The following is a 25,266-nucleotide window of genomic DNA, read 5'->3' as shown; positions in this document are numbered from 1 at the left end:
GGATGAAGAATTATAGCGTGCCCGGGTGGCGCCGCGTCGGGGCCCCCCAGGCTGGACAAACGGCCCCCACGGCCGACAATGCACCCGGTTTCGCACGTTCCAGCCCCCCCATCAAGCCTTCCCTTCCCGCTCGGATCTCCCATGCTCGCAGAAGTTATCTCGATCGGCGACGAGCTCACCAGCGGTCAACGTCTCGATACGAACAGCCAGTGGCTCAGTCAGCGATTGGGCGAATTGGGCTTCCGCGTCGTATGGCACACGACCGTGGCCGACGATCTCGACGCGAACATCGCCGTCTTTCGCACGGCGGTCGAACGGGCCGACGTCGTGGTGGCCAGCGGTGGGCTAGGCCCCACGGCCGACGACCTCACGCGCGACGCCGTGGCCGCCATGCTGGGGGTCGACCTCGTGCTCGACGAGGCGGTGCTCGAACGCATCCGCGCCATGTTCGCCTTCTTCAAACGAGACATGCCCGAGAAAAACCGCGTGCAGGCGATGTTCCCAGCCGGCACGCACGTGATTCCCAATCCCCACGGCACCGCGCCGGGCATCGCGGCGACCATCGAACGTGCCGACCGCGCTCCTTCTCGGCTTTACTGCCTGCCGGGCGTGCCGGCCGAGATGTTCGAGATGTTCGCCGCCAGCGTCGCGCCCGAGCTTGTGCCCACCGACGGCTCGCGCCGCTTGCTCCGCCATCGCGTCATCAAGTGCTTCGGCGTGGGCGAAAGCCACCTCGAACAGATGCTGCCCGACCTGATCCGCCGCGGACGCGAACCTTCCGTCGGCATCACGGTCAGCCAGGCCACCATCTCGCTCCGCATCACGGCCAGCGGCGCCTCGGAAGAGGCATGCCTCACCCAGATCGCCCCCACGGAAGAAACGATCCGCCAATGCCTGGGGGACATCGTCTTTGGCGAAAGCGAGGACGAGCTCGAGCACGCCGTCGCTCGCTTGCTGGCCGCCGAGCAGAAATCGCTCGCCACGGCCGAGTTGGGCACCGGCGGCCTCGTGGCCGAGCGACTGCGCGAAGCGCCCGAGGCGGCCCCCTGGTTTCGGGGAGGTTACGTGGCGGCCGACGCCGCCATGCTGTCGCGAATGATCCCCGTCGAAGAAGAACTGGCACGGTTACCGGCCGGCGAGGAGGACTCTTCCCAGGCTCGCTTCGTCCGCGCGGCGGCCCTGGCCTGCCGTGCCGAGACCGAAACCGACCTGGCGCTGGTCGTAGGGGAACTGCCCAGGTTCGATGCGGCCAACCCAGAGGCCAACCGCGTTTGGTTCGCGGTCGCCACGGCCGATGGCGTGACCGTCAAGTCGGCCCCCACCGCCGGCCACCCCGCGATCCTGATCTCGCGCACCGCCAAGCAAGGCCTGAACATGGTGCGCCTCTTGTTGCTCCGCGGCGCGGACCCCTCCGCAAACCTCAGCCGCTGAACACCATTCCTCTTGCGACGTCGCTCGGCGAACGCGAACGCAAAAAAATTCGCCTCGCCTGTTCGACCAGGATACAATCACCTCACGCGCGGAGACGAGGCAAGGGCGTGCAGGTCGTGGTCCGTTCGGCGCCGGACTGACTGACGCACCCCAGGACGATTACCTAGATGGAATGTCCTATGCGCGGTTGGCAAGCCAACGTCCTCTGGACGCTCGTCTCTCTCTGGGCCTGCTTCTTCCTGGCCGTCATGGCAGCCTCGTACGTCGAGCCCCTTCGCGAGCTCTTTACCACGGAGTTGATCCAGTGGTACTTCGGCGGGCTCTTCATCGCCTCGATGGGTTTTGTTGTTTGGATGTTGCTAATGCGGCAGGAAGATCTGCGCTAGTGTCCTGACGGGCGCGACGCACATGACGCTCTTCACGAGCCGGGTAGCAGACGATGGTGCGGCGCGACGTCGCGCTCGACAACACACTCGAGTCGCACCGTCGTCGGTGTTGCGCAGCAACAAGAGGATCGATCGGGCAGGCACATTTCAGCACGGGCGCGACGCACCTCGCGCACTTCACGAGCCGCGCACGTAGATCGGATTCGAGAGAATCCACGGCTTCAGCTCCCCCGCCACCGGCACCCAGACCTCGATGCGATAGTTCCCCGGTTCGGTAACCGTATAGCTCAGCCGGGCCGCGCGATCCTCCTTCACGACTACACCGTTGCGCAGCACCTTGATGATGCCGGCCAGCGGCGCGGCCGTCTCGAGCGTGAGTTGCTTCTTCGCCGCGTCCGCATCATCGGCGGCCGGCATTTCGATCTGGCTCCCCATCTCCAGTCGTGGACCATCCGCTCCCTGGCGCGCAAAGAAGACGAAGCCAGTCGGATCGCACAGCCAGTCGAAGGCGACGTACGCACGCCCCGACTTCAACGCCTCCCAGACCGCCTCCTCCGTCTGTTCCTGCATGAGCAAGTGGGTGCTCACGTGACGGAAGCTCCGCTCGTAGGGATCGAGGTCCAGCGCGAGGATCGTATCTCCCGGCTGCTTCTCCTTCACCATCGGGGCGATGAGCGGCACCTTCTTGGGATCGAGCTCGGCGACTTTTTCACCCAGCCGATCGATGACCTGCACCTTCCCCTCCGCGTCGAGCGTGGCCGTCACCCCCTGGTTGTGGTGCGAGTCGTTGGCCGAGATGCCCGTGTGCGGATACTTCTGGCACAGCTCGTCATAGCGCTTCAAGTACTCGGCCGGATAGTCGAAGATTGCTCCGAAGCATTCCTGCGGATACTGCTCGAGCGCGGGCAACAGCGCCAGCAACAAGAGCGGATTACGTAACGAGGCGAGAAAGCGTTTCTCATCCATGGCGTCGGCATGGGTGTTGTAAATCTCGCTCCCCGTCAGCCCGGCGATCTCCCAGTCCATGCGTTCTTCGAGATGGCAGAGGAAGATGAGACCGTCGTCTCGCCGGACGAGATCGGCAAACGCCTGCGGTCCTTCCGTCTTTTCGTCCTGAATGCTGCGCGTGGGCCAGGCGAGGTAACCACCCGTCTCGGCCCCCGGGATCACCAGAATGCCATCGTGCAGCCCGCGATGACCATCCTTGATGTAGTCGTAGTGGGGCGCCGGGTGCTCGCTGAACATGATTACCTGGGTGCCGCACTGCTTGGCCGCGGCGAGCACCTCGTCGAACGTCGAACGGCTGTCGTGCGAGAAGGCCGAGTGGACGTGCAGTTGCGCGCGGTAATCGGTGTATTCGCCCGGCTCGATCGCCACGGGACGCCGCTCGGCCTGCAAGGCCGCCACCGCCTCGTGGACCGCTTTGAGACGCTCCAAGCGCAAACGCTGCATGGCATCGGCCGAGGCTCGTTCGGACGAGACGAGCAGCAAAGCAAGAGTTGCAGCGAGTCGTGCAGGAATAGAAATCAAGTGGCGCGGCATGAGGGTTCTCACAGGAAGGTAGCGAGGCAGGATGATCCCATGATAACTGACAAGCGCGAGCAGGAGGAAGTTGCCCACGCGGAGGCGTGGTGCCGTGCAGAAATACGAACGCCTTATCTTCTCCGTTGCTCCGCGTGAGAAAAACAAACCTCATTCCCAGCGGAAGAACAGGATCGCCCCCACGAAGGTGAGGACCGACCACAAGGCCAGCACGGCCAATTGCGGCGCGACGGCCACAAATCCGCCCGCTTCGAGCATCACGGCCCGCATCCCGCTCACCAACGGCGTCAACGGCAACGCCTGCACCAACGGTTGCACGGCGGCCGGAAACCGATCGGGCGAGAAAAAGATACCCGACAAAAGCCACATCGGCATCGTAATCAGATTGACGATGCCCGAGGCCGTCTCCATGGTCCGCGCGCGACACGCCGCCAGCAGTCCCAGCCCACAAAAGGCCACGCAACCGAACAACACCAGCGTCATCAGGGGCCACCAGCTTCCGAGCATCGCCACGTCGAAAACAAACCGCGCGAAGATCAGCACGATCACCGCTTGCGACAACAGAAAGAAGAGCCGCGCAAGGATCAGGCTCATCAAGAAGTCGGGCTTCCGCATCGGGGTCGTCACCAGACGCTTGAGCAGGTGCCGCGTACGCATGTCGACCACCGTCATGCCGACGCCGAACAGCCCCCCCGTCATGATGCAAAGTCCCAGGATGCCAGGCAGCACGAAGTCGACATAGCGCCCCCCCGGCTCGACCGCGACGACATCGTGGACGCCGAGCGGATCGCCCCGACCCGCCGCGCGCTGCAGACAATCGTCGACCGCGGCGCGCACCGTCAGGCTCTCGGGGCGCGACGGGTCGTAACGGTAGTCGATCGAAAATTTCGTCCAGGCGATGTCGACCGCGGCGTCGGTCGCCGCAGCGACGCTCTCCTCGGCGATGAGCCCAGGCACGATTAGCACTGCCGAGCGTCCGGTCCGCAGCCGGTGCAATCCATCGTCGAGTGTCACGGTCTGCACGTCGAAATAGTTTACCGGCGGATGTTCGTCGACCAGGGGCGTCGCGGTGGAGCTTTGTACCCCGGTTCCGTTCGACTCGAGCACCGCGGCGATCTGCTTGGCGCCGGGCCCCTCGACCACGTCGACCGGCAAGCGCGTCTCGGGCCGATGGCCGAATGCCACGCCGAGCGCCGCCAGCAGCAGCATCGGAAAGACATAGACCCAAAAAATAGCGCTGCGGTCGCGCAAGAAAAGCCGCAACCGCGCCAGCGTCATCTGCAGGAGCGGATTCGAACGCCGACGCGTGGCCGCGGGCCAGGTGCCTGTCGATGGCGCGACCGGCGTGCGATCCGCCGTGTTTTCTGCTTCCACGCGAGTCACGGCCGGCCCCCTTCGTCGGCCTCTTCCCAACTGCGGCCCGCCAGCTTTAAAAACACATCTTCGAGGCTGGCGTGCCGCGTGCGCAGATCGATCAAGCGATGGCCGCGCGCGGACAAACGTTCGAGCAGCGCCGGCAGCGCCACATGGGGCTCGCCCACCGTCAGCGCCACGTGATCGCGTTCGTGACGCACCGTGAGCACGGTCGGCAGATCGCCCAGCACGGTGCTCAACTGCGCGTCGTCAGGGGGCGTCTCGGCCAGCGAAAACTCGATCACATGCTCCGCCCCCAGGCCCCGAATGAGCGCCCGCGGCGAGTCGCAGGCGATGATCTTGCCCCGATCGACGATCGCCACGCGATCGCACAGCCGTTCGGCCTCGTCCATGTAGTGCGTCGTCAGCACCACCGTGCGGCCGAGTTCGCCAAACCGGCGAATGATTTCCCACAACTGCCGCCGCGACTGGGGATCGAGCCCCGTCGTAGGCTCGTCGAGAAACAAGAGTTGCGGGTCGCCGACCAGGGCACAGGCCACGGCCAGCCGCTGACGTTGTCCCCCCGAGAGCTTCACGCTCCATGCGTCGAGCTTTTCGTCGAGACCGACCTGCGCGGCCACCGCGGCCGGATCGATCCCCTGGCGGTAGAAACTGCGAAAGAGGGTCAGGATCTCGAGCACCGACAAGCGTTCGGGCAGGCGCGTCTCCTGCAGGGCGATGCCGATCTGTTCGCGGATGGCGCGGTCTCGCGAACCCCAGCGCTGTCCCAGCACCTCGACATCGCCCGCCGTCGCGGGCAGCAGCCCTTCAATAATCTCGATCGTGGTCGTCTTGCCGGCGCCGTTGGGGCCGAGCAGGCCAAAGCATTCCCCCTCGTGGACCGTCAGGTCGAGTCCGTTCACGGCGTCGACCGGTGGCTTGCCGGGATACTGCTTGCGCAGATTCACGCAGCGGATGGCGGGGCTGGTGTGGGCAGAAGCCTGAATCACGGCCGAAAAAATCTCGCGTTGTATTCCCGGATGCATGCCGCCTGATACTGAGCGTCTCCACCGAGTATAACCGGTGGCCAGCCCAGCCAAGGTTGCTTCGCTGCCGCTGGCCCCACAATCGCTATGACCCGGACCATCGAACTAGCCGTGCCCTCCACGACTTCGCCCGCCGATACGCCGCTCGAAACGCCCCGCTCGTGGCACTATGGGGCGCTGCTCTTCGCCGCGCTGTTTCCGACCGTGGGGGCCTGGATTTACTTCATCGCCCTGTCGGGGCATGCCTGGATGCAGCCCGCCTACGCCATCACCAAGGGCCTCCAGTTCGGCTTTCCGCTGCTGTGGGTTCTGGCCGTGCAGAAGGCGCGCCCCGGGTGGCCCCTGCGCGGCTCGCGCGGAGTCGGCATCGGCCTGGCCTTCGGCGCCACCATCGCCGCAATCATGTGTGCGGGCTACTTTCTCGGACTGCACGACATGCCGATCATGCACACCCTGGACGACGGTGTCACGGCCAAGGTCCGCGACGCGCAGGCGGCCACCCCCGCGCGATTCCTGGCGCTGGCCCTGTTCTACTCGCTCATTCACTCCCTTGCCGAGGAGTATTACTGGCGCTGGTTCGTCTACGGGCAGATGCGGCGAGTCCTCTCGCTCGGCATGGCCAACCTGTTGTCGAGCCTCGCCTTTACGGCGCACCACATCCTCGTCGTGTGGAGCTATTTGCAACACGACTGGTGGGCCGTGGCGCTGCTTTCGCTGGGGGTCGCCGTGGGGGGGGCGTTTTGGGCCTGGCTCTACCAGCGGAGCGGATCGCTGCTGGGCCCCTGGTTGAGCCACCTGCTGCTCGATGCCGCCATCATGACCATCGGCTACGGGATGATCTTCGGCGGCTGAGGGGGGCGTCTCCCCACCGCGCCGTGACGGCGGGCGATTTCCATCTCCCTGGCAGGTATAGATTGCACCGCGCTCGGCGACAGCCAATAATCGGCGGCAAGCATCCACGCCTCTTTTCTGGGAGTTTCGTCGCCATGGCCAAGAAACCGGTCACCAAGAAGCCTACCCCCGCGAAAAAGACCAGGCCCGCGCCGGCGGCATCCAAGGCGAAGAAACCGAGTGCAGCGAAAGGGACGGCCAAGACTTCTTCCACCGCCACCGCCGAGCCCGAGCACATCGAGCCGGCCACTCCCGCCGTCGCGGCGCAGCGTCTGCATGCCTTTACCTGCAAAGTGGGACAAAGCGATCAGGGAGATCGCATCGTCGAGGTAGCCTATCCCGATGATTTGCGAGGAGAAGTGCTGGCGGTCTTCTTTCAGCCGGCTCGCGCGGCCGACGACATCCCCGACGAGTGGACCGAGCAGCACGCCGTGCAGTTGCTGCGATTCAGCCGCGAATCGAACGGCAGTGCCACGGTCCGCATTCACCGCATCGACCACGGCTGGAATGGCAGCGGCTGGGGAGGCAACCTGCTCTTGCACGCGCTGGTGGCCACGCGCTGAGTCGGTTCTTCATGATTTCCTGACCTACTCGGAAGCAGGAGGAGGAAAAGTGGCACAGGCCGCTGGCCTGTGCAAAGCAATTGCAAGTCTTCCTATCGGGCAGCACAGGCTGGCAGCCTGTGCCACTTCTCTTACTTGCGGCCTTTTCCAGATGTGAAATCCTTTACACGCCGACATCGAGTGCCTGCATGCGGCGCAGTTCGCGCTCTTGTGAATGGCGATTTACCGTCGGCAGCAACAGAATGGGCACCATCATCGCGGGCAGCCCCACCATCGCCAGCGTCCCCCCAACGCTCCAAGGTTGCCCCAGCAGGAGCGCCATCGCGCCGAGGGCGAGAATCATGGCACCGAATGCTGTGCAGCCGAAAAGGAGCCCCTTGACCAGGCGTGGCGTCCGCCCGAGCGACGCGAGGATGCCGATTAGCGCTCCCCAAGCACCGACGATCGAACCGAGCACACCTCCCGCAATGCCGGCCGTGCGAGGACTCCACCAGGCGCCGCTTGCCGATCCCAACGTCGACGTCAGCGCAGCGACCGCAGGCGCCTTGTCGTCATATTGGGCGAGCTCAAGGTTGCTCAGATAGATCTTGCCCCCGGCGGGCAGCACCAAGTTCACCTCCAGCTTGTTCGGCCGCATCTTCTCGCGTGCCGCCGCATCGGGTTGATGGATGAAGAAGGGGAGTTCGATCGGTCGCCAATCCCCCGTCCCCTGGAGCGCGGCCATCGGTCCGACGCTGGCCAAGGTGCGGGTAAAGAAATACGATCCGTCGGGAAAATAGTTCCACATCTCGAGATATCCGGGCGCGTCGACGTTCTCGCACTTCACGCTGCCGCGCAAGACATACGCCGGCGGACCAACGCCGGGATCGTCGAGCGTGAGGAGATGCACCGGCACTGGATGCTGCTTCGAGACTTCCACGACGAGTTGCCCACTCGGCGATGCGTTTGGATCGCTGACGATCTCTCCCGGCAACGCCTGGCCCGCAGCCTCGAGATCGGTCCAACGCACGTGGCGCACCTGGACGATGGGCGGTCCGTCACTCTCGCCTGCTACCCGTGGCATCACCTGAGCGCGCGCCGCGCCGGGAAATGAACTCTCCAGCAAGACGAGCACAACGATCGATGCAGCCGTCAGAAACCAATACCTGCGCCGATTCATGGCCTCACTCCGTCGCTTCCAGTTCGCGCCGATGGGCGCTGAGCAATTGTTTGAGGGTCTCGAGGTCGATCTTGCCGTCGGTGAAGAGGAGCCGCGCGGTCCGTTCGAATTCGCTGTGGATCTCGGCTGAGTCCGCCACCTTGATCCGCTCGATCAACCGATCGAGCCGCAGCCGCACGGTCGGATACGAAATGTCATAGATGGCCGCCAGATCCTTCAGCGAGCCCGAGCAAAGGAGAAACCGCTTCACGAACATCAGGTCCTCGTCCGACAGACGGTCGACCCACCGCTTCGACTGCTCCCCTGCTGCTCGGCTGATTCGCACGGTCGACACGGCCCGAATCCTCCCCGCAATGCCCCTGCCAGGTTTCATATTCCAAAATAACAATTGCACTTTATACTTAACAAAACAAAAGTCAATATAAATCTAAAGAAACAACTCCCCCCTCCCCAGCGTGACCGTTCGCCCCGACAAGGATTCCGTTGGCCCAATTTTCGCTAGCCGAATCGCGGCGCTACCCTTCTGCCGAACGAGTGCGTATCTTTAGAACTGCTGGTCAAACGTCCAGTTCGGCGGCGATGCTCGCCCGCTCCCCGACCGCACGGACCAAATCCTCTCGCCGGCCTGCCGCACGATGCCGCTCGAACGCTTTCATCCGGTCATTCAACAGTGGTTCCACGAGCGCTACGCCGCGCCGACGGAGCCGCAGCGGCTCGGCTGGCCCGCCACGCTCGACGGGCGCCATACCCTGATCGCGGCCCCCACCGGCTCGGGCAAGACGCTCACCGCCTTCCTCGCCTGTCTCGATTCGCTCGTGCGGCAATCGATCGGCGGCGAGCTCACCGACGAGACGCAGGTCGTCTATGTCTCGCCGCTCAAGGCCCTCTCGAACGACATCCGCCGCAACCTCGAGACGCCGCTGGCCGAAATCGAAGCAACCGCCCTGGCGGCCGGCTACCCGATGCAGCCGATTCGCGCCGTGGTGCGCACGGGAGACACCCCCGCCTCCGAACGCCAGGCGATGCTCCGCCGCCCTCCCCACATCCTGGTCACCACGCCCGAGTCGCTTTTCCTGCTCGTCACCGGCGCGAAGAGTCGCGAGAAGCTCCGCAGCGTACGGACGGTGATCGTCGATGAGATCCACGCCCTGGCGCGCGACAAGCGCGGCTCGCATCTCGCGTTGACGCTCGAGCGGCTCGATACCCTGCTGCCGCGCCCCGCCACGCGCATCGGCCTCTCCGCCACGCAGCGCCCCATCGACGAGATCGCACGCTTCCTGCTCGGCACGCAGCATCTCGATGCACGGGGTGAGCCGCAGGCCGAGATTATCGACGTCGGTCACGTACGGCAGCTCGACCTCGCCGTCGAGGTACCACCGACGGAGCTTTCCGCCGTCTGCTCGAACGAGCAATGGCTCGAGATCTACGGACGCCTCATCGAGTTGATCCAATCGCATCGCAGCACGCTCGTGTTCGTCAACACGCGGCGGATGGCGGAGCGCGTCGCGCACCAACTGGCCGAATTGCTGGGCGAAGACGCGGTCGCCAGCCACCACGGAAGCCTGTCGCGCGAGATTCGCCTCTCGGCCGAAGAACGGCTCAAGTCGGGCCAACTGCGGGCCATCGTCGCCACCGCCTCGCTCGAGCTCGGCATCGACGTCGGCTATATCGATCTCGTCTGCCAGATCGGCTCGGCCCGGGCCATCGCCACCGCCTTGCAGCGGATCGGCCGCGCGGGACACTCGTTGGGCGCCGTCCCCAAGGGGCGGCTCTTCCCTCTTTCGCGCGATGACCTGATGGAGTGCCTGGCACTGATCCGCGCGATCCGCGCCCGGCGTCTCGACCGGATCGAGATCCCCGACGCCCCGCTCGACATCCTGGCGCAGCAAATCGTGGCCGCCGTCGCCTGCGAACCGTGGGACGAGGAACCGCTGTTCGAGCTCATGCGCCGCGCGTGGCCCTTCCGGAACCTCACGCGCGAGAAGTTCGACAAAGTCGTCCGCATGCTCAGCGAGGGGATCGCGCGCGGCAAGCGCAAGGGAACCTACCTGCACCGCGACGCCATCCATCGGCAGTTGCACGCGCGGCGCGGGGCACGCCTCGCCGCCCTCACCTCGGGGGGCGCCATTCCCGAAACGGCCGACTACCGCGTCGTCACCGTCGAAGAAGACACCTTCGTCGGTACGGTGAACGAAGATTTTGCCATCGAGAGCCTCGCCGGCGACGTCTTTCTCTTGGGCAACAACTCGTGGCGCATCTGCTACGTCCGCGGTGGTGAAGTGACGGTCGAAGACGCCCACGGCGCGCCGGCCACGATCCCCTTCTGGCTCGGCGAAGCCCCGGGCCGCACGATCGAACTGTCGGACGAGATCTCGCGACTCCGCGTCGACCTGGCCGAGCGCGTGCGTGGCGAGGTCGCGGCCGCCATCGAGCGCGTCGATACGGCGGTTCGCGAGGGGGACGATCTCTTCACCCCCCGGCCGACGTTGAGCTATCCCGAGGCGGTCGACTGGCTGCGGCACGAATGCGGCGCACCGGCCTGGGCCGCCGAGCAGGCCGCCCACTACGTGGCCGTGCAGCAGGCCGCGATCGGGCTGGTGCCGACGCGCGAACGAATCGTCTTCGAGCGCTTCTTCGATGAGTCGGGGGGCATGCAGATGGTGATTCACTCCCCACTCGGCGCCCGGATCAATCGCGCCTGGGGCCTGGCCATGCGGAAGCGCTTCTGCCGCAGCTTCGATTTCGAGTTGCAAGCCAGCGCCGACGACAACGGCATCGTCCTCTCGCTGGGGCCGCAGCATAGTTTTCCGCTCGAGCAAATGTTCGGCATGCTCAACACGCGGAACGGCGAACCGTTGCTCATCCAGGCCATGCTGGCCGTGCCGATGTTCCAGGTCCGCTGGCGGTGGAATGCGACGCGCGCCCTGGCGGTGCTACGCAGCCAGGGGGGCAAGAAGGTGCCGCCGCCGCTGCAACGCTTCCGCGCCGACGACCTCCTGACCGCCGTCTTCCCCGCCTCGACGCAATGCCTGGAGCACATCGTCGGCGACATCGAGCTGCCCGATCATCCGCTGGTGAATCAGACCGTCTACGACTGCCTGCACGAGGCGATGGATCTCCCCCGTTGGCTCGGCGTCCTCGGCGACATCGAAGCCGGCCGCATCGAGCTCGTGGCGCGCGATACCCGCGAGCCTTCCCCCTTCTGCTACGAAATCCTGAACGCGAATCCCTACGCCTTTCTCGACGATGCCCCACTCGAGGAACGCCGCGCCCGGGCCGTGGCCACGCGGCGTACCCTCTCGGTCGATGCCCTCTCGGATCTGGGCCGGCTCGACTGCGACGCCATCGCCCAGGTGCGGGCCGAGGCATGGCCCATCGTGCGCGATGCCGAAGAGATGCACGACGCCTTGCTCGTGGCGGTGGCGATTCCCGCCGCCGAAGGAACCGCCTGGGAGGCGCATTTTTCGGCGCTGGTCGCACGGGGCCGTGCCGCGGTCGCCACGATCGGCGACGGCCGCCCATTCTGGATCGCGGCCGAAAGCTGGCCTCAGTTCCGCGCGCTCCATCCCGACGCCACGCTCGCTCCGGCGCTCGCGCTCCCGGCGGATCTCGATCGGCAGGTCGCGCCCGAAGAAGCGACGCTGGCGCTCCTGCGGGGCCGGCTCGATGTCAGTGGACCGGCGACCGCCTCCGAAGTGGCCGAACTGTTCGCCCTGCGCGAATCGGCGGTGCTCGCCTCGCTCGAAGCGCTCGAGGCCGAGGGCTTCGTTCTGCGCGGCCACTTTACTCCTCCCGACGATGCCGGCGCGCCGTCGGATGGCGCCGCGCCCGAGATCGAATGGTGCGAACGTCGTTTGCTCGCCCGCATCCACCGGCTCACGCTCGACGGCGCGCGGCGCCAGATCCAACCGGTCGATCAGGCCACCTTCCTGCGTTTCCTCGTCGAGCATCAACACCTCGCCGCCGACACGCGGCTCGACGGCCGCGGCGGCGTCCGCGAAATCGTCTCACAGCTCGAAGGTTTCGAGTTGCCCGCCGGCGCCTGGGAGGGGGACATCCTCTCGGCTCGCGTGCGCGATTACGATACCGCCTGGCTCGACGAGCTTTCGCTGACGGGGAACGTCGTCTGGGGACGATTACAACCTCCACAAAAGGCCGACGACGCGCCCCCCTCGGGCAGTACCATCACCCGCGTCGTCCCCATCGCGCTCGTGGCGCGCGAGGATCTCGATTGGCTCTTACCTCCCGAGCGCGGCATGCCGGAGAACTTCGCTCGTGGCGGGGCGCAGGCCGTGCTCGAAGCGCTGCGGACGCATGGGGCCCTCTTCCCCCACGATCTGACGACGATCACCAGCATGTTGCCCTCGCAGGTCGAGGATGCGTTGGGAGAACTGGCGGCACTCGGCCTGGTAACGGCCGACGGCTTCGCGCCGATTCGACGTCTCGTCGAGACCTCAAACCGCCGCGAGCAATTGCGCCGCCGCCGGGCAGGTGCCGCGCTGCGCCGCCGTCGAACGGTCGCTGGCGATGGCCGTTGGTCGCGCTTCCCCGCCTACACTCGCGCGGCAAACCGGACCGACCGAGCCGAGCATTGGGCACGTCTGCTGTTGCGCCGCTGGGGCGTCGTGTTCCGCGATCTGCTGACACGCGAAAACGGCGCGCCGCCGTGGCGCGAGTTGGCGATGGTCTATCGCCGCCTCGAAGCGCGGGGCGAGATCCGCGGCGGCCGCTTCATCCGCGGCGTCGCGGGCGAGCAGTTCGCCCAGAACAACGCCGTGACGCGGCTCCGCCGCCTCCGCGACGAGGCAGGCAACGACCGCTGGATCGCCCTCTCGGCCGCCGATCCGCTGAATCTGATCGGCATCATCACCCCCGGACCACGGCTGCCGGCCACGCGCACGAATGCCTTCATCCTGCGGGGCGGTCAGGTCGTGGCCACGCTCGAAGGGGGCGCGGCAAACTTCACCGCGGAGGTTGCCCCCACCGGGCGCGAAGCGATGCACCGGGCCATGCGCCTGGCCGACCATCGACATCTGCCGGAGGAAATCGCGGAAGACGCGGCGCATAATGGTTCGTCGGTGGCTCCTGCTCCGCTGACCGCGCTTGCCACCGCCGCGCGTGCCCAGTAGCGTTCCTCTTCCCCCGTTCGAGCCTGCGATGACGTCTTCTCCCGAGCGATCGGCCCCCGCCCAAAGTGAAGGAGACGTGAATCTCTCTCCGCGCCGCGCGACGTGGCAAGAGGCTTCGCTCGACGATGCCACGCGCGAACTGCTGGCCGACGACGCTCGCTGGTTCTTGCACCAGTCTCTTTCGACCCCCTGCCTGAACGCCGTGGCCGGCGCCGAGGGGATCTACCTCGTCGACGTGCAGGGACGTCGCTACATGGATTTCCACGGCAACAACGTCCACCAGGTGGGCTACGGCAATCCCTCGGTCATCGCGGCCGTGAAAGCGCAACTCGACGCCTTGCCCTTCAGCCCTCGGCGTTACACGAACCAGGTTTCGGTCGATCTCGCCCGGCGACTAACAGAACTCGCGCCGGGCAACTTGAACAAAGTGCTCTTCTGTCCCGGCGGCACCGCGGCCATCGGCATGGCGCTCAAGCTCGCTCGCATCGCCACGGGCCGGCACAAGACGATCTCGATGTGGGACTCGTTCCACGGCGCCTCGCTCGATGCCATCTCGATCGGCGGCGAAGAAGTCTTCCGCGCCGGGGTCGGCCCCCTGCTGCCTGGCACATCGCACGTGCCCCCCCCGGGCGAGTACCGCTGCCAGTGGGATTGCTCCACACGGGGTGGCTGCGACCTCAAGTGTGCCGACTACATCGAGTACGTCCTCGCGCACGAGGGAGACGTCGCCGCCGTGATCGCCGAGCCGATTCGCTGCACCCCCTACATCCCCTCGCGCGACTACTGGCCCCGCGTGCGTGCCGCCTGCAACCGGCACGGGGCACTGTTGATCTTCGACGAAATCCCGACCTGCCTGGGGCGCACCGGCCGCATGTTCGCCTGCGAGCATGCCGGCGTCCTGCCCGACATGCTCGTGCTGGGCAAAGGGCTGGGGGGGGGCGTGATGCCGCTGGCCGCGCTCATCGCCCGCGAGAATCTCGACGTGGCCGGCCACGTGGCCTTGGGCCATTACACGCACGAAAAAAGCCCCGTCGCCTGCGCGGCCGGACTCGCCACGCTCGACTACCTTGCCGAGCACAAGCTGGTCGAGCACGCATACGAGCTGGGGGAGCACGCGCTGTCCCGCTTCCGCGAGATGCAGTCGCGTCATCCCCTCATCGGCGACGTGCGCGGCGTGGGGCTCTTGCTCGGAATCGAGCTGGTGAAAGATCGCACGTCGCGCGCCCCGGCGCGCGACGAAGCCGACGCCCTTCTCTACGCCGCACTGTCGCGCGGCCTGAGCTTCAAGCTGACGATGGGGAACATCGTCACGCTCACGCCGCCGCTCACCATTACGCGTGAAGAACTCGATCGCGCGATCGATATTCTCGACGAGTGCCTGACTCTAGTTTTTAGCACAGGCTAGCAGCCTGTGCCACTTGTTGGCACCACCTTGGCCAGCATGCGAGCCAGCCGTTCCATCGGCAGACCCACGACGTTCGACTCGCTCCCTTCGACGATGTGGACCCAGTCCAGTCCGTCTTGAAAGCCGAACGCGCCGGCCTTCCCCTCCCATTCGCCGCTGGCCAGATACTCGTCGAGTTGCCGGTCGCCGAGCGGGTCCATCCGCAGCACGGTGCAATCCACCTCGACGAGCGGCTCTCTCGCGGGCAGTTGCCACACGCACAAGCCGCTGTAGACGCGATGCTCGCGCCCGCTGAGCGTCTGTAGCATGGCCCGGGCATGCGCCTCGTCGCGCGGCTTGCCCAGGATCTGGCCGAGGCATTCGGCCACCGTATCGCAGGCCACGAGCAAGCCGCGCTCGACGCGCGGCGCCACGTCGGCCGCTTTTTGCCAGGCCAGCCGCGCGACGTGCTCCGGAGGTGTTTCGCCACTGCACACGCCACACTCGGCCCCCTCGGCCGGAGTCACGACGTCGAACTCGAAGCCGGCCTCCGCGAGCAACATCCGCCTGCGGGGCGAACCGCTGGCCAGGACCAGTTTTGGCTTCGTGGGGAAGAGGTCGGCGAGTTTCACGAGGAATGTTCTACCGGAGCGAGTCGAATGTGTAGCACTGCTGGCTTGTCCAGCAGTGGGGACGCGAGTAGGTTCCACGACGGTGAATTCGCGGTCACATGACTTCGCTTCATTCATGTGTCCCCGCCGAACCTACCCCTTACTTCACTGCTGGACAAGCCAGCCGCGTCACGCTCGTCGTGAATCCCCCTTTACCTTAGAACATCACTGCTCGCTCCGCTCCATGTCAGCTCCCGTCCTGACCGTCTTGTACGAAGACAACCATCTGCTGGCCGTGTCGAAGCCGGCCGGTCTGCCCACGATGGGGGTGGCGGCGCATCTGCCGAGCCTCATCGTCGAGGCCCGCGCGTACATCAAGGAACGTTACCAAAAGCCGGGCAACGTCTATCTCGGCACGGTGAGCCGGCTCGATGCCCCGGTGACCGGCGTCGTCCTCTTTGCCCGCACGTCGAAGGCGGCCGCACGACTGACCGAGCAATTCCGCACGCGCGCGGTAGAGAAATCGTATTGGGCGCTCGTCGAAGGGGGGCTCGAGCCCCCCACCGGCACCCTCACCCATTGGCTGGCCGAAGACGAACGCCACCGGCGCATGCACGCCGTGGCGCCGCAGACATCGAACGCCAAGGAGTGCCGCCTGCATTTTCGGCGTCTCGCGGTGCTCGACGCCGGCACGCTCGTCGAAATCGATCTCGAGACGGGGCGCAAGCATCAAATTCGCGTGCAACTGGCCGCGCGCGGCACGCCGGTGCTCGGCGATCGCAAGTACGGGGCGAAGCGTCCCTTCGCCCGTGGTATCGCCCTGCACGCACGGCGACTCGTGGTCTCGCATCCCGTGCGCGATGAGCGGATCGAAATCACCGCGCCTTTGCCAGCCGCCTGGCGCCAGCTCGGCGTGCGCGACTAGCCGCGTCTCCCTGTCGCGCCGCTTCACGTCTGGCGGCCGATGCGGTATTATCCGCCCATGCCTGCCGCCGCCGGAAATGCCTCTGCCGCCTCGCCGCAAGTCCGCGTCTTGATTATCGATAACGACGAGCCGCACGCGCTCGCCGTGTCCGAAAGCCTGGAGCGCGTGGGCTACGACTGCGCCGTGGCCACCTCCGGCACGGAAGGCGCCCAGCGGATCGACGAGGAGACGTTCGACCTGGTGATCACCGACCTGGTGATGAACGACCTCGACGGCCTGGCGATCCTGGCCCGGGCCAAAGAGGCCCTGCCCGATGCCGAGGTGATCCTGGTCACGGGGCACGGCTCGATCCCCTCGGCCGTGACCGCCATCCAGCAGGGGGCCTTCAACTACCTGCTCAAGCCCCTCGATCTGAGCCAGTTGCGCGCCGTGACGGAAAAGGCGTGCGAGAGTCTCCGCCTGCGACGACAAAACGCCGAGCTGAATCGCCGCCTCGACGAACGCTTCGGCTTCGAAGGGGTGATCGGCCTGAGCCGGCAGATGAACGACATCATCGACCGGCTCAAGCGCATCGCCCCCACCGATGCCAGCGTGTTGATTCAAGGGGAGACGGGCACCGGCAAGGAGCTCGTCGCCCAGGCCATCCACCAGAACAGCCCCCGCAAGAATAAACCCTTCGTGGCGCTCAATTGCGGGGCACTCTCCGAGCACATCCTCGAGAGCGAGTTGTTCGGCCACGTGAAAGGGGCCTTCACCGATGCCTCGGCCGATCGCGTGGGCAAGTTCGAATATGCCCACGGGGGCACCCTCTTTCTCGACGAAGTGGGAGACATGCCACTCGCCACGCAGATCAAACTGCTCCGCGTGCTCGAAAGTGGCGAGATCACGCGCGTCGGCTCGAACGAACCGATCAAAGTGAACGTGCGGATTCTCTCGGCCACGAATCGCAACCTCGAAGAGGCCATCGCGGCGGGCACCTTTCGCCGCGACCTGTATCACCGCCTCAAGGTGGTCACGATCGTGCTGCCCCCCCTGGCGGAACGGACCGACGACATTCCGCTGTTGATCGAGCACTTCACCCGGCAACTGGCCAAGCGCCACGACAAGACGATCAAGAGCATGTCGACCGCCGCGCGGCGCCGCCTGCTGGCCTACGACTGGCCTGGCAACGTGCGCCAGTTGCGCAACGTGATCGAAAGCATGGTGGTCGTCGATTACGACGGCGTGCTCGACCTCGACGATCTTCCCCCCGAGCTCTCGGGCGAACCCGAAACGCCGGCGCCATCCGCACAGGGCGCCGCCGCGGGTCTGGTGGGCCGGCCGCTCGAAGAAATCGAACGCTACTACATCGAGCAAACGCTACGGTTTGCCGGGGGAAATCGCGAAGAGGCGGCGCGCCTGCTGGGCATCGGCGAAAGAACCTTGTATCGTAAGATCAAGGAATACAACTTGTAGCCGCCCCGCTTCGGCGGACGGCGGCCGCGCCCCCTGTATCGCGAACGGATTCGATGCCCCGCATTCAGCGACTCTCGCCCAGCCTCATCAACAAGATCGCCGCCGGCGAGGTGATCGAGCGCCCCGCGAGCGTCGTCAAAGAGTTGATGGAGAACTCGGTCGACTCCGGTGCTCGCCGCATCGACGTCGCCATCCAACAGGGGGGGCTGGAGCTGATTCGTGTTACCGACGATGGATGCGGGATCGCGCCCGAGGATCTCGAGCTCGCCGTCGCGCCACACGCCACCAGCAAGCTCGCCTCCGAGGACGACCTGTTCCACGTCGGCACGCTCGGCTTTCGGGGCGAGGCATTGGCCTCGATCGCCGAGGTGAGCCGCTTCCGACTGCGCAGCCGTCCGACAGGAGCCACCGCCGGTCACGAGCTCGAGGTCGTCGGTGGCCAGAAATCTCCCCTCGTTCCCTGCGGCGCGCCCGAGGGAACCAGCCTCGAAGTTCGCAACCTGTTCTACAACGTGCCGGTGCGGCGCAAGTTTCTGCGCTCGGCGCAGACCGAGATGGGACACATCAGCGAGGCGTTCATTCGCATCGCGCTCGCCGCGCCAAATTGTCACTTCACGCTCCGCCACAACGAGCGAACCGTCTACGAATTGCCCCCTTCGCCCGACTGGCGCGAGCGGATCGCGACCCTCTTCGGCGAGGACCTGGCGGCAGCGCTCGTCGCCGTCGAAAGCCACGACGAGGACATTCACCTCTCGGGCTACGTGGCCCATCCGAGCCAGAACCGCGCCAACCAGAAGATGCAGTACCTGCTGCTCAATGGCCGCGCCATTCGCGATCGCGCGCTGCACCACGCCCTGGGCGAGGCCTACCGTGGGCTGCTCCTCTCGGGCCGCCACCCGATCGCCTTTCTGGCGCTCGACATGCCGGCCGAGATGGTCGACGTCAACGTGCATCCCACCAAGCTCGAGGTGCGATTCCTCGACTCGGGCCGCCTCTACAGCCAGTTGCTCGGCACGCTCCGCACCCGCTTTCTCACGCTCGATCTGTCGAACCGCGTCGATCTGGCAGGTTCGCCGCCCGACGCGGCTGCTTCGCTCGATCAGGCTCGGGCCGAAGCCGTGCGAGAGGATTTCGTGCGCTGGGCGAAAGGGGAACTCGACGCCGCCACGGCCCGCGTCGAACGCACCGCGCCGCAAGTCACGGCAACCCTGCCGGGACTGTCCTATCCCGCGCCACATGCCCCGGCCGAACGTCGACCGCTCGATCTGGTGTCGCTCGACCGACCTTGGCGCCCCGTCGGCCCGGCCGCTGCCGAGGATCCGCCGATCGCGGCGCTCGACGAGGCCGTCGCCGACGACGACTCCACGTCGAACGCCGATCAGCCATTCAGCCCACCAGGCGTGCGCAGCGCGAACTTCGCGCCGCACGGTCCCGTCTCGGCCCTGCAAGTCCACCAGCGCTACATCGTGACCGAAAGCGACGAAGGGGTCGTCGTCATCGATCAACACGCGCTACACGAACGCATCCTGTACGAACGACTCCGCGAACGGGTGCTGGCCGGCGATCTCGAGACGCAAACCCTGCTCGTGCCCGAGCCCGTCGATCTTAGTCCCCAGGAAGCCGCGCTCGTGCTCGAACAGCGCGAGATGCTCGCGCGCCTCGGGGTCCGGGTCGAGCCCTTCGGCGGCAGCACGGTGCTCGTCACCAGTTGCCCCGCCATGCTGGGGCAAGTACAGCCGGGCGAGGTTCTGCGGGGGCTACTCGAGCGTTTGCAAGCGGGGGGCGCCGGGCCCGATCGGCGCGACCTGCTCGACGAGCTGCTGCACATGATGTCGTGCAAGGCCGCGATCAAGGCCGGAGACCGCCTCACGCCCGAGGAAATCGCCTCCCTGCTGGCCGACCGGCATCTGGTTCACGACTCGCACCACTGCCCGCACGGCCGCCCCACGGCGCTCGTTTTCACGCGCGAGGAACTCGATCGGCAGTTCCTGCGCACGTGAGGGCCACCTGGAGAAGAAAAACCCTGCTTCGGCCGGGGAGAAGGGGCAATGGCTGATTCCTTCGTACGACCTATAATAGGGCAACCTCTCGATGGCCCGGCCGTGGCGGCCGGCGTCTTTCCGACGGACGTTCCTTTCCTTTGGCGACGAGCGACGACTGCCCCATGATCTGCGTCAGCATCGGCCGCGGCCGGCACCGGCACATGATCGCCGAGCATCGCCACCTCGTCGAACAAGGGGCGAAGCTCGTCGAGCTGCGGCTGGATTACATCCGTGGCCAGGTGAATCTCAAACGCCTGTTGACCGATCGCCCCGGCCCCGTGGTGATGACCTGCCGCCGCAAGCGCGACGGCGGCATGTACGAGGGGAGCGAGGAAGATCGCCTGCTGCTGCTGCGCACGTCGATCGCCGAAGGGGCCGACTACGTCGATCTCGAAGACGACGTGGCAGCGAACATTCCGCGCTTCGGCAAGACAAAACGCATCGTCAGCCTGCACGACTTCCAGCGCACGCCCGCCGATCTCGTCGAGATTCGCGATCGGCTTGCCTCGTGCGGCGCCGACATCGTCAAGATCGCCACGATCGCTCAATCGCCGCACGATAACGTCCGCGCGCTCGAGTTGATGCAGAACAGCCCGGTCCCCACGGTCGCGCTGTGCATGGGCGATATCGGCACCCCTTCGCGGATTCTCGCCGCGCGGTTCGGCGCCCCCTTCACCTACGCGACCTTCCACCACGAACGGGCGCTCGCCCCGGGACAGCTCAGCTACCAGCAGATGACCGAGATCTACCGCTACGAGTCGATCGGCGCGGAGACCGAGGTCTACGGCGTGATCGGCGACCCGATCGGCCACTCGTTGAGCCCGGTGATCCACAATGCCGCCTTCGCGCACCTGGGCTTGAACAAGGTCTATGTCCCCTTCCGCCTTCCACGTGGCGAAGTCGACAACTTCCTCGCCGAAGCGCCCCGCTTGGGCTTGAAGGGACTGAGCGTGACGATTCCCCATAAGGAAACCGTCATCAAGAGCCTCACCAAGGTGGACGGCGCCGTGCGCAGCGTGGGGGCCGCCAACACCATCGTCTGGAACGGCGAGCAAGTCGTGGGCTACAACACCGACTATCGCGCCGCCATGGACGCCCTGGAAGAGGTCCTGAGCGGCGACAGCGGACGTCCCTATCAGAACGCGCTCCGCGGCAAGACGGCATTGCTCTTGGGCGCGGGGGGCGTCAGCCGGGCCATCGCACACGGACTCAAACGCCGCGAGGCCAACGTCATCATCACCAATCACAATGCCGCGCGCGCCGATCAACTGGCGCAACGCGTCGGCTGCAAGGCGATCGACTGGAACTCGCGCTACGCCGTGAACGCCGACATCATCATCAACGGCACGCCGATGGGCATGCACCCCAACGTCGACGAAACCCCCTACGACCATCGCTACCTGAAGCCCTCGGTCGTCGTCTTCGACACGGTTTACAATCCCGAGAGCACGCTGCTCCTCAAGGAAGCCCGCGCGCGGAGCTGCCGCGTCGTCACCGGAATGGACATGTTCGTGCGTCAGGCGGCATTGCAGTTCACCCTCTTCACGGGACAGGAAGCCCCGCACGAGGTCATGCTCAACGCGCTGCGCCGCGCCATCGCGCCCACGCGTTATTAGTCTCACGAACATTCCCGCGCAGGGTCGATTCATGCATCTCGCGCTCGTCGGCTACCGCGGCACCGGCAAGACGACCGTGGCTCGGCTGCTGGCCGAACGTCTCGGCTGGCCCGCGTACGATAGCGACGACGAAATCGAACGCGCCGCCCATCGCTCGATCGCCGAGATCTTCGCCGCCGATGGCGAACCCACCTTCCGCCAGATGGAAATGGCCACCATCGCCCGGCTCTGCCAACTCGAGCGGGCCGTCCTTTCCGTCGGGGGGGGCTCGGTGCTGCGGGCCGAAAACCGCGCGGCCATGCGGGCGGACGGCCGCGTCGTCTGGCTGCAGGCCAGTGCCGCGACGCTCCTGGCCCGCATCGAGCAAGACGCCACGACGAATGCCCGCCGGCCCAATCTCACGGCCCGGGGCGGTTTGGACGAAATCGTGCAATTGTTGGCCGCGCGCGAGCCCCTTTATCGCCAGACCGCGCACCTGGTGGTCGATACCGAAGGTAAGGAGCCGGCGACCGTCGCGGACGAGATCGTCGCCCGCTTGCGTCCCGAGTTGGAAGGCACCGGCCAAACTTGAACGCCCTGCTCGCCATCCCCCTGCCCTTGCGACTGGCCACCCTGTTCGTGCTGGGCGCGATCGTGGGGGCCGTCGCGAATTGGGCCATCGATCGCTTGCGTTGGGAGCCGCGCTGGCTGAGCCCCTGGGGATCGCGCCATCCCGATCTTCCGCCCCTTCGTCCGGGCGATCGTCTACCGATCTGGGGCTGGTTCGGACTGCGCCGTGAGACGCCGCTGCGCGGCGCCGGCTTCTGGCTGCGACCCTTCACCGTCGAGCTGCTCACCGGCGCACTCTTCGCCGCACTCTACTGGTGGGAGGTCGAACGCCAGGGGCTCTATCGTCCTCCGCTGGCGGCGCTCGTGCCCCTCAACCCGCAGCTCGCCGCGCAACTGCACTGGCAACTGGGAGCACACCTGCTGCTGGTGGCCTTCATGCTGGTCGCGTCGCTGATCGATATCGACGAGAAGATCATCCCCGACGCCGTGACCATTCCGGGCACGCTCGCGGGCTTGCTCTTGGCGACCTGCGTGCCAGCTTGTCTGCTGCCCGATGTCGTTCCGCTCCACGGCGGCGGTTTCGATCTGCACGAGTTTCTCAAGGTCAGCTCGCCGCGCATCTGGCCGGCCATGCTCGCCCCCTATCCAAATCTCGTGTCGCTGGGCATCGGCCTGGCCTGCATCTGGTTGTGGTGCGTCGGGCTGCTGCCACGTCCTTGGCGCACGCGCCACGGGCTGGGTCGCGCGATGCAGATTCTGCTGGCGCGCATCGCCCGCGAGCCCTTCTCCCGCGTCGTGCTGGGGCTGGCGATCGCCGTCACGATCGGCGTCACCGCTGGCTGGTTCGTGGGGGGCAAACACTGGGAAGGCCTGCTCAGCGCGCTGGTCGGGCTGGCCGTCGGCGGCGGAATGGTCTGGTGCGTGCGCGTCATCGGCACGCGCGTGCTGGGACGCGAGGCGATGGGCTTTGGCGACGTCACGCTGCTGGCCATGATCGGCACGCTCGTCGGCTGGCAGTCCTGCCTGGTGATCTTCTTTTTGGCCCCCTTCTTCGGGCTGCTCGTCGGAGTCTTGCAATGGCTCTTGCGGCGCGAGAACGAGATCTACTACGGCCCGTTCCTCTGCCTGGCGACGCTGGCGCTGATCGTCTGGTGGGGATCGATCTGGGATTGGGCGCTCCCCCTGTTCGAGATCGGCGGCCTCGTGCCGATGGTCGTGCTCATCTGCCTGGCCCTGATGGTGGTCTTGCTGGCCATTTGGCGCTGGATATTGGGGCAGTTCAGCGGCCGCTGAGTGTCTCCAGCGTGAGGTAGACTTGCCTGGGCCAACCTGTTCGGCAAGGAACTTCGTCGTGGCACTCTTCGAGACAATCATCGATCTGAAAACGGGCTCCGAAGTGCTCCGCCGCCGGCGCTACGGCGTCATCGAAGTAGCGAACGGGCGTCTGCTTGGCGTTCATCTGCGTCCTTGGGCCAAGGTCGTCTCGATTCCCGAGGGGCTTTGGCTGGGGGGACGCTACCACGAGCGGCATCGCGAGGACCGCTGCCTGCTCTACTACAACCAGCCGCTCGGCCACTCGAATTTTCTCGCCCTGAAGTACGTTCGCTCGGGGCGTGGGACGACGCTGGCGACCTTCCGCGCCACGCTCACCGTGCTCGACGAGATCGCGCGACTCAAACGTTCCGACGCGTCCCTCACCGACGTCTCGAACGTGCGCATCTCCGATCGCTTGCTGGCTCGCTGGGGTTGGGAGGCCCACTGCCCTTCGCGCTGGCATCGTCATTTCATCAAGCGCTACTACGGCAACTATGCCGATCCGGCCGCAGCCTGGCGGCTGATGTCCGCTCCGGCAGAACTGCTGGCGCCAGCATTGACTGTAGCAGCCCCGGGAGAAGCTCCTCTTGCGCCCCAGCCATCGCTGACGGATGCGTCGACGCAACGAGAACCGCTCGGTGTTTAAGCCCCTGAATCGTGCGGCTGCGTGAGCATTCCCAGAGCTTGCGCGTACCTGAGCGATGCGTGCCAGCATCGATCTCTTGTGGGCTTGAAACTGCCATTGCCCCCCTGACGTGGCGCCGCTACGATCCCCGCCCACGACCCCTCTTGGGCGTCGCTCCCGCGCGCGATTCGTGCAGGTCGGCGATGCACCGAGGCCCGTCTGGTGTGGTCGTATCTCGATTTGCACGAGCCCAATCGGCCGGCTCGGAAGTGGCCGTAGTTCGGAGAACGCCGCGATGCGTTCGACCGTCAGTGTGGTGATGTTGGCGCCGCTCGCCTTGGCGCTCGTCGGCTGCGCTGAGAATCCGTACATGTTGCAGAGCCAACTGCAGGCGCAGCAACAGCAACAGCTCGCGCTCAGCCAGCAGAATCAAGAGCTGCGCAGCCGCACGACGACGCTCGATCAAGACAATCAGGAGCTCGAGACCTTACTGGCTCAATCGCGTCAGCAGGCGCGGATGCTCGAAGACCAGGTGGCGGCCATGCGCGAGCAACTGGGGAGCACCACCTCGCAGCTCGCCTCGTTGCGCAGCGAGCTCGGTTCGACCGAGTCGCGGGCCCGGCTGCTCGAGGCCTCGGCCCAGCGCCGCGCCGGCGCCACGATCCGCGTGAACAACGGCCTGCGCAGCTCGCTCGACATGGTGCAGATCGAAGGGGTCGAGATCCGCCAGGATGGCGACGTCGTTCGGATCGAGCTCCCCGGCAGCAAGCTCTTCGCCCCCGGCAGCGGCCGCCTGTTGCCCGACGCCAGCCGCTACATCGAACAAGTCGCCGGCGAAGTCGCGCGGCACTACCCGAACCAGATCATCGGCGTCGAGGGGCACACCGATACCGATCCGATTCTCAACAGCCAGTGGTCGAACAACCACCAGCTCTCGGTCGGACGCGCCATGGCGGTCTACGATCATCTCGTCGGCCGCACCACCTTGCGTGCCGAGCAGCTCTTCGTCGTGGGTCACGGACCGAACCATCCGGTCGTCTCGAACGCCACCCCCGCCGGCAAGGAACGCAATCGCCGCGTGGAGCTGGTGGTCTATCCCGAGCGATTGGCGCAGAAGTAGCCCCCCTCGTCCAGCGCCGGCGGCTCGAAACTCAAAGGCGCCACCTCTCCCCTCCCCTGCGTAGTGTCCGTCGTGCCGTCGTGGTTCCTTTCTTTGCGGCCAGCATGGTGGTTACCACGACGACA

The 25,266-nt window shown here is 66.1% G+C and carries 20 protein-coding genes; 14 read left to right on the top strand and 6 right to left on the bottom strand.

What is annotated here, in order from left to right:
• Positions 1 to 141 precede the first annotated feature (141 nt).
• Both KF708_23290 and KF708_23285 read left to right on the top strand, forming a co-directional pair.
• On the top strand, positions 142 to 1,431 hold the full coding sequence (locus KF708_23290) for a CinA family nicotinamide mononucleotide deamidase-related protein (GenBank protein ID MBX3415629.1): 1,290 nt from the start codon (positions 142 to 144) through the stop codon (positions 1,429 to 1,431).
• A gap of 179 nt (positions 1,432 to 1,610) precedes the next feature.
• Positions 1,611 to 1,817, top strand: coding sequence for a hypothetical protein (locus KF708_23285; GenBank protein ID MBX3415628.1), 207 nt, complete (start codon positions 1,611 to 1,613; stop codon positions 1,815 to 1,817).
• Positions 1,818 to 1,994: 177 nt separating this feature from the next.
• Here KF708_23285 and KF708_23280 read toward each other — a convergent pair whose 3' ends face one another.
• The 3 genes from KF708_23280 to KF708_23270 form a co-directional block, all read right to left on the bottom strand.
• Positions 1,995 to 3,359, bottom strand: coding sequence for a PHP domain-containing protein (locus KF708_23280; protein MBX3415627.1), 1,365 nt, complete (start codon positions 3,357 to 3,359; stop codon positions 1,995 to 1,997).
• 150 nt (positions 3,360 to 3,509) lie between these two features.
• The gene (locus KF708_23275) at positions 3,510 to 4,742 is read right to left on the bottom strand and encodes an ABC transporter permease (GenBank protein MBX3415626.1); all 1,233 of its coding nucleotides are present in this window, start codon (positions 4,740 to 4,742) and stop codon (positions 3,510 to 3,512) included.
• Positions 4,739 to 5,722, bottom strand: a complete 984-nt coding sequence (locus KF708_23270) for an ABC transporter ATP-binding protein (GenBank protein MBX3415625.1) — start codon at positions 5,720 to 5,722, stop codon at positions 4,739 to 4,741. The genes KF708_23275 and KF708_23270 overlap by 4 nt, the downstream gene beginning before the upstream one ends.
• A 147-nt stretch (positions 5,723 to 5,869) precedes the next feature.
• Between KF708_23270 and KF708_23265 the strand changes: the two genes are divergently transcribed.
• Both KF708_23265 and KF708_23260 read left to right on the top strand, forming a co-directional pair.
• Positions 5,870 to 6,610, top strand: coding sequence for a CPBP family intramembrane metalloprotease (locus KF708_23265; protein MBX3415624.1), 741 nt, complete (start codon positions 5,870 to 5,872; stop codon positions 6,608 to 6,610).
• A gap of 134 nt (positions 6,611 to 6,744) precedes the next feature.
• A complete protein-coding gene (locus KF708_23260) occupies positions 6,745 to 7,212 on the top strand; it encodes a hypothetical protein (protein MBX3415623.1) in 468 nt (155 codons plus the stop codon).
• Positions 7,213 to 7,375: 163 nt separating this feature from the next.
• On the opposite strand, the gene KF708_23255 is transcribed toward KF708_23260, so the two are convergent.
• Both KF708_23255 and KF708_23250 read right to left on the bottom strand, forming a co-directional pair.
• Positions 7,376 to 8,371, bottom strand: coding sequence for a hypothetical protein (locus tag KF708_23255; protein ID MBX3415622.1), 996 nt, complete (start codon positions 8,369 to 8,371; stop codon positions 7,376 to 7,378).
• Positions 8,372 to 8,375: 4 nt separating this feature from the next.
• Positions 8,376 to 8,705: a DUF2089 family protein gene (locus tag KF708_23250; protein MBX3415621.1), complete on the bottom strand. Its 330-nt coding sequence runs from the start codon at positions 8,703 to 8,705 to the stop codon at positions 8,376 to 8,378.
• Positions 8,706 to 9,006: 301 nt separating this feature from the next.
• Here KF708_23250 and KF708_23245 point away from each other — a divergent pair, with 301 nt between their 5' ends.
• Together KF708_23245 and KF708_23240 are read left to right on the top strand one after the other, a co-directional pair.
• Positions 9,007 to 13,500, top strand: a complete 4,494-nt coding sequence (locus KF708_23245) for a DEAD/DEAH box helicase (protein MBX3415620.1) — start codon at positions 9,007 to 9,009, stop codon at positions 13,498 to 13,500.
• 28 nt (positions 13,501 to 13,528) lie between these two features.
• Positions 13,529 to 14,905 (top strand): aspartate aminotransferase family protein, encoded by a 1,377-nt coding sequence (locus tag KF708_23240; GenBank protein ID MBX3415619.1) that lies wholly within the window; start codon positions 13,529 to 13,531, stop codon positions 14,903 to 14,905.
• Here the strand turns inward: KF708_23240 and maf are convergent.
• Positions 14,902 to 15,633: a septum formation protein Maf gene (gene maf, locus KF708_23235; protein ID MBX3415618.1), complete on the bottom strand. Its 732-nt coding sequence runs from the start codon at positions 15,631 to 15,633 to the stop codon at positions 14,902 to 14,904. The two genes, KF708_23240 and maf, sit on opposite strands and share 4 nt — an antisense overlap.
• 106 nt (positions 15,634 to 15,739) lie before the next feature.
• Here maf and KF708_23230 point away from each other — a divergent pair, with 106 nt between their 5' ends.
• The 8 genes from KF708_23230 to KF708_23195 all read left to right on the top strand — a co-directional run bounded on the left by KF708_23230 (position 15,740) and on the right by KF708_23195 (position 25,141).
• Positions 15,740 to 16,420, top strand: coding sequence for an RluA family pseudouridine synthase (locus KF708_23230; protein ID MBX3415617.1), 681 nt, complete (start codon positions 15,740 to 15,742; stop codon positions 16,418 to 16,420).
• A gap of 57 nt (positions 16,421 to 16,477) precedes the next feature.
• Positions 16,478 to 17,875 (top strand): sigma-54-dependent Fis family transcriptional regulator, encoded by a 1,398-nt coding sequence (locus KF708_23225; protein ID MBX3415616.1) that lies wholly within the window; start codon positions 16,478 to 16,480, stop codon positions 17,873 to 17,875.
• 53 nt (positions 17,876 to 17,928) lie between these two features.
• Positions 17,929 to 19,875 (top strand): DNA mismatch repair endonuclease MutL, encoded by a 1,947-nt coding sequence (gene mutL, locus KF708_23220; protein MBX3415615.1) that lies wholly within the window; start codon positions 17,929 to 17,931, stop codon positions 19,873 to 19,875.
• 164 nt (positions 19,876 to 20,039) lie between these two features.
• Positions 20,040 to 21,533 carry a shikimate dehydrogenase gene (gene aroE / locus KF708_23215; GenBank protein ID MBX3415614.1) on the top strand — a complete coding sequence of 498 codons (1,494 nt, stop codon included), beginning with the start codon at positions 20,040 to 20,042 and terminating at the stop codon, positions 21,531 to 21,533.
• A gap of 31 nt (positions 21,534 to 21,564) precedes the next feature.
• Positions 21,565 to 22,104, top strand: a complete 540-nt coding sequence (locus KF708_23210; protein ID MBX3415613.1) for a shikimate kinase — start codon at positions 21,565 to 21,567, stop codon at positions 22,102 to 22,104.
• Positions 22,101 to 23,375, top strand: coding sequence for a prepilin peptidase (locus KF708_23205; GenBank protein MBX3415612.1), 1,275 nt, complete (start codon positions 22,101 to 22,103; stop codon positions 23,373 to 23,375). Before KF708_23210 ends, KF708_23205 begins: the two co-directional genes overlap by 4 nt.
• A 58-nt stretch (positions 23,376 to 23,433) precedes the next feature.
• Positions 23,434 to 24,042: a hypothetical protein gene (locus KF708_23200; protein ID MBX3415611.1), complete on the top strand. Its 609-nt coding sequence runs from the start codon at positions 23,434 to 23,436 to the stop codon at positions 24,040 to 24,042.
• A 274-nt stretch (positions 24,043 to 24,316) separates the two neighbouring features.
• Positions 24,317 to 25,141, top strand: coding sequence for an OmpA family protein (locus tag KF708_23195; protein MBX3415610.1), 825 nt, complete (start codon positions 24,317 to 24,319; stop codon positions 25,139 to 25,141).
• The last annotated feature ends 125 nt before the right edge of the window (positions 25,142 to 25,266 follow it).

The sequence above is a fragment of the Pirellulales bacterium genome, from assembly GCA_019636335.1.
Taxonomy (GTDB): Bacteria; Planctomycetota; Planctomycetia; order Pirellulales; family JAEUIK01; genus JAHBXR01.
Note: the sequence above shows the minus strand (reverse complement) of the source record. Positions and strands in the feature narration are given on the sequence as shown.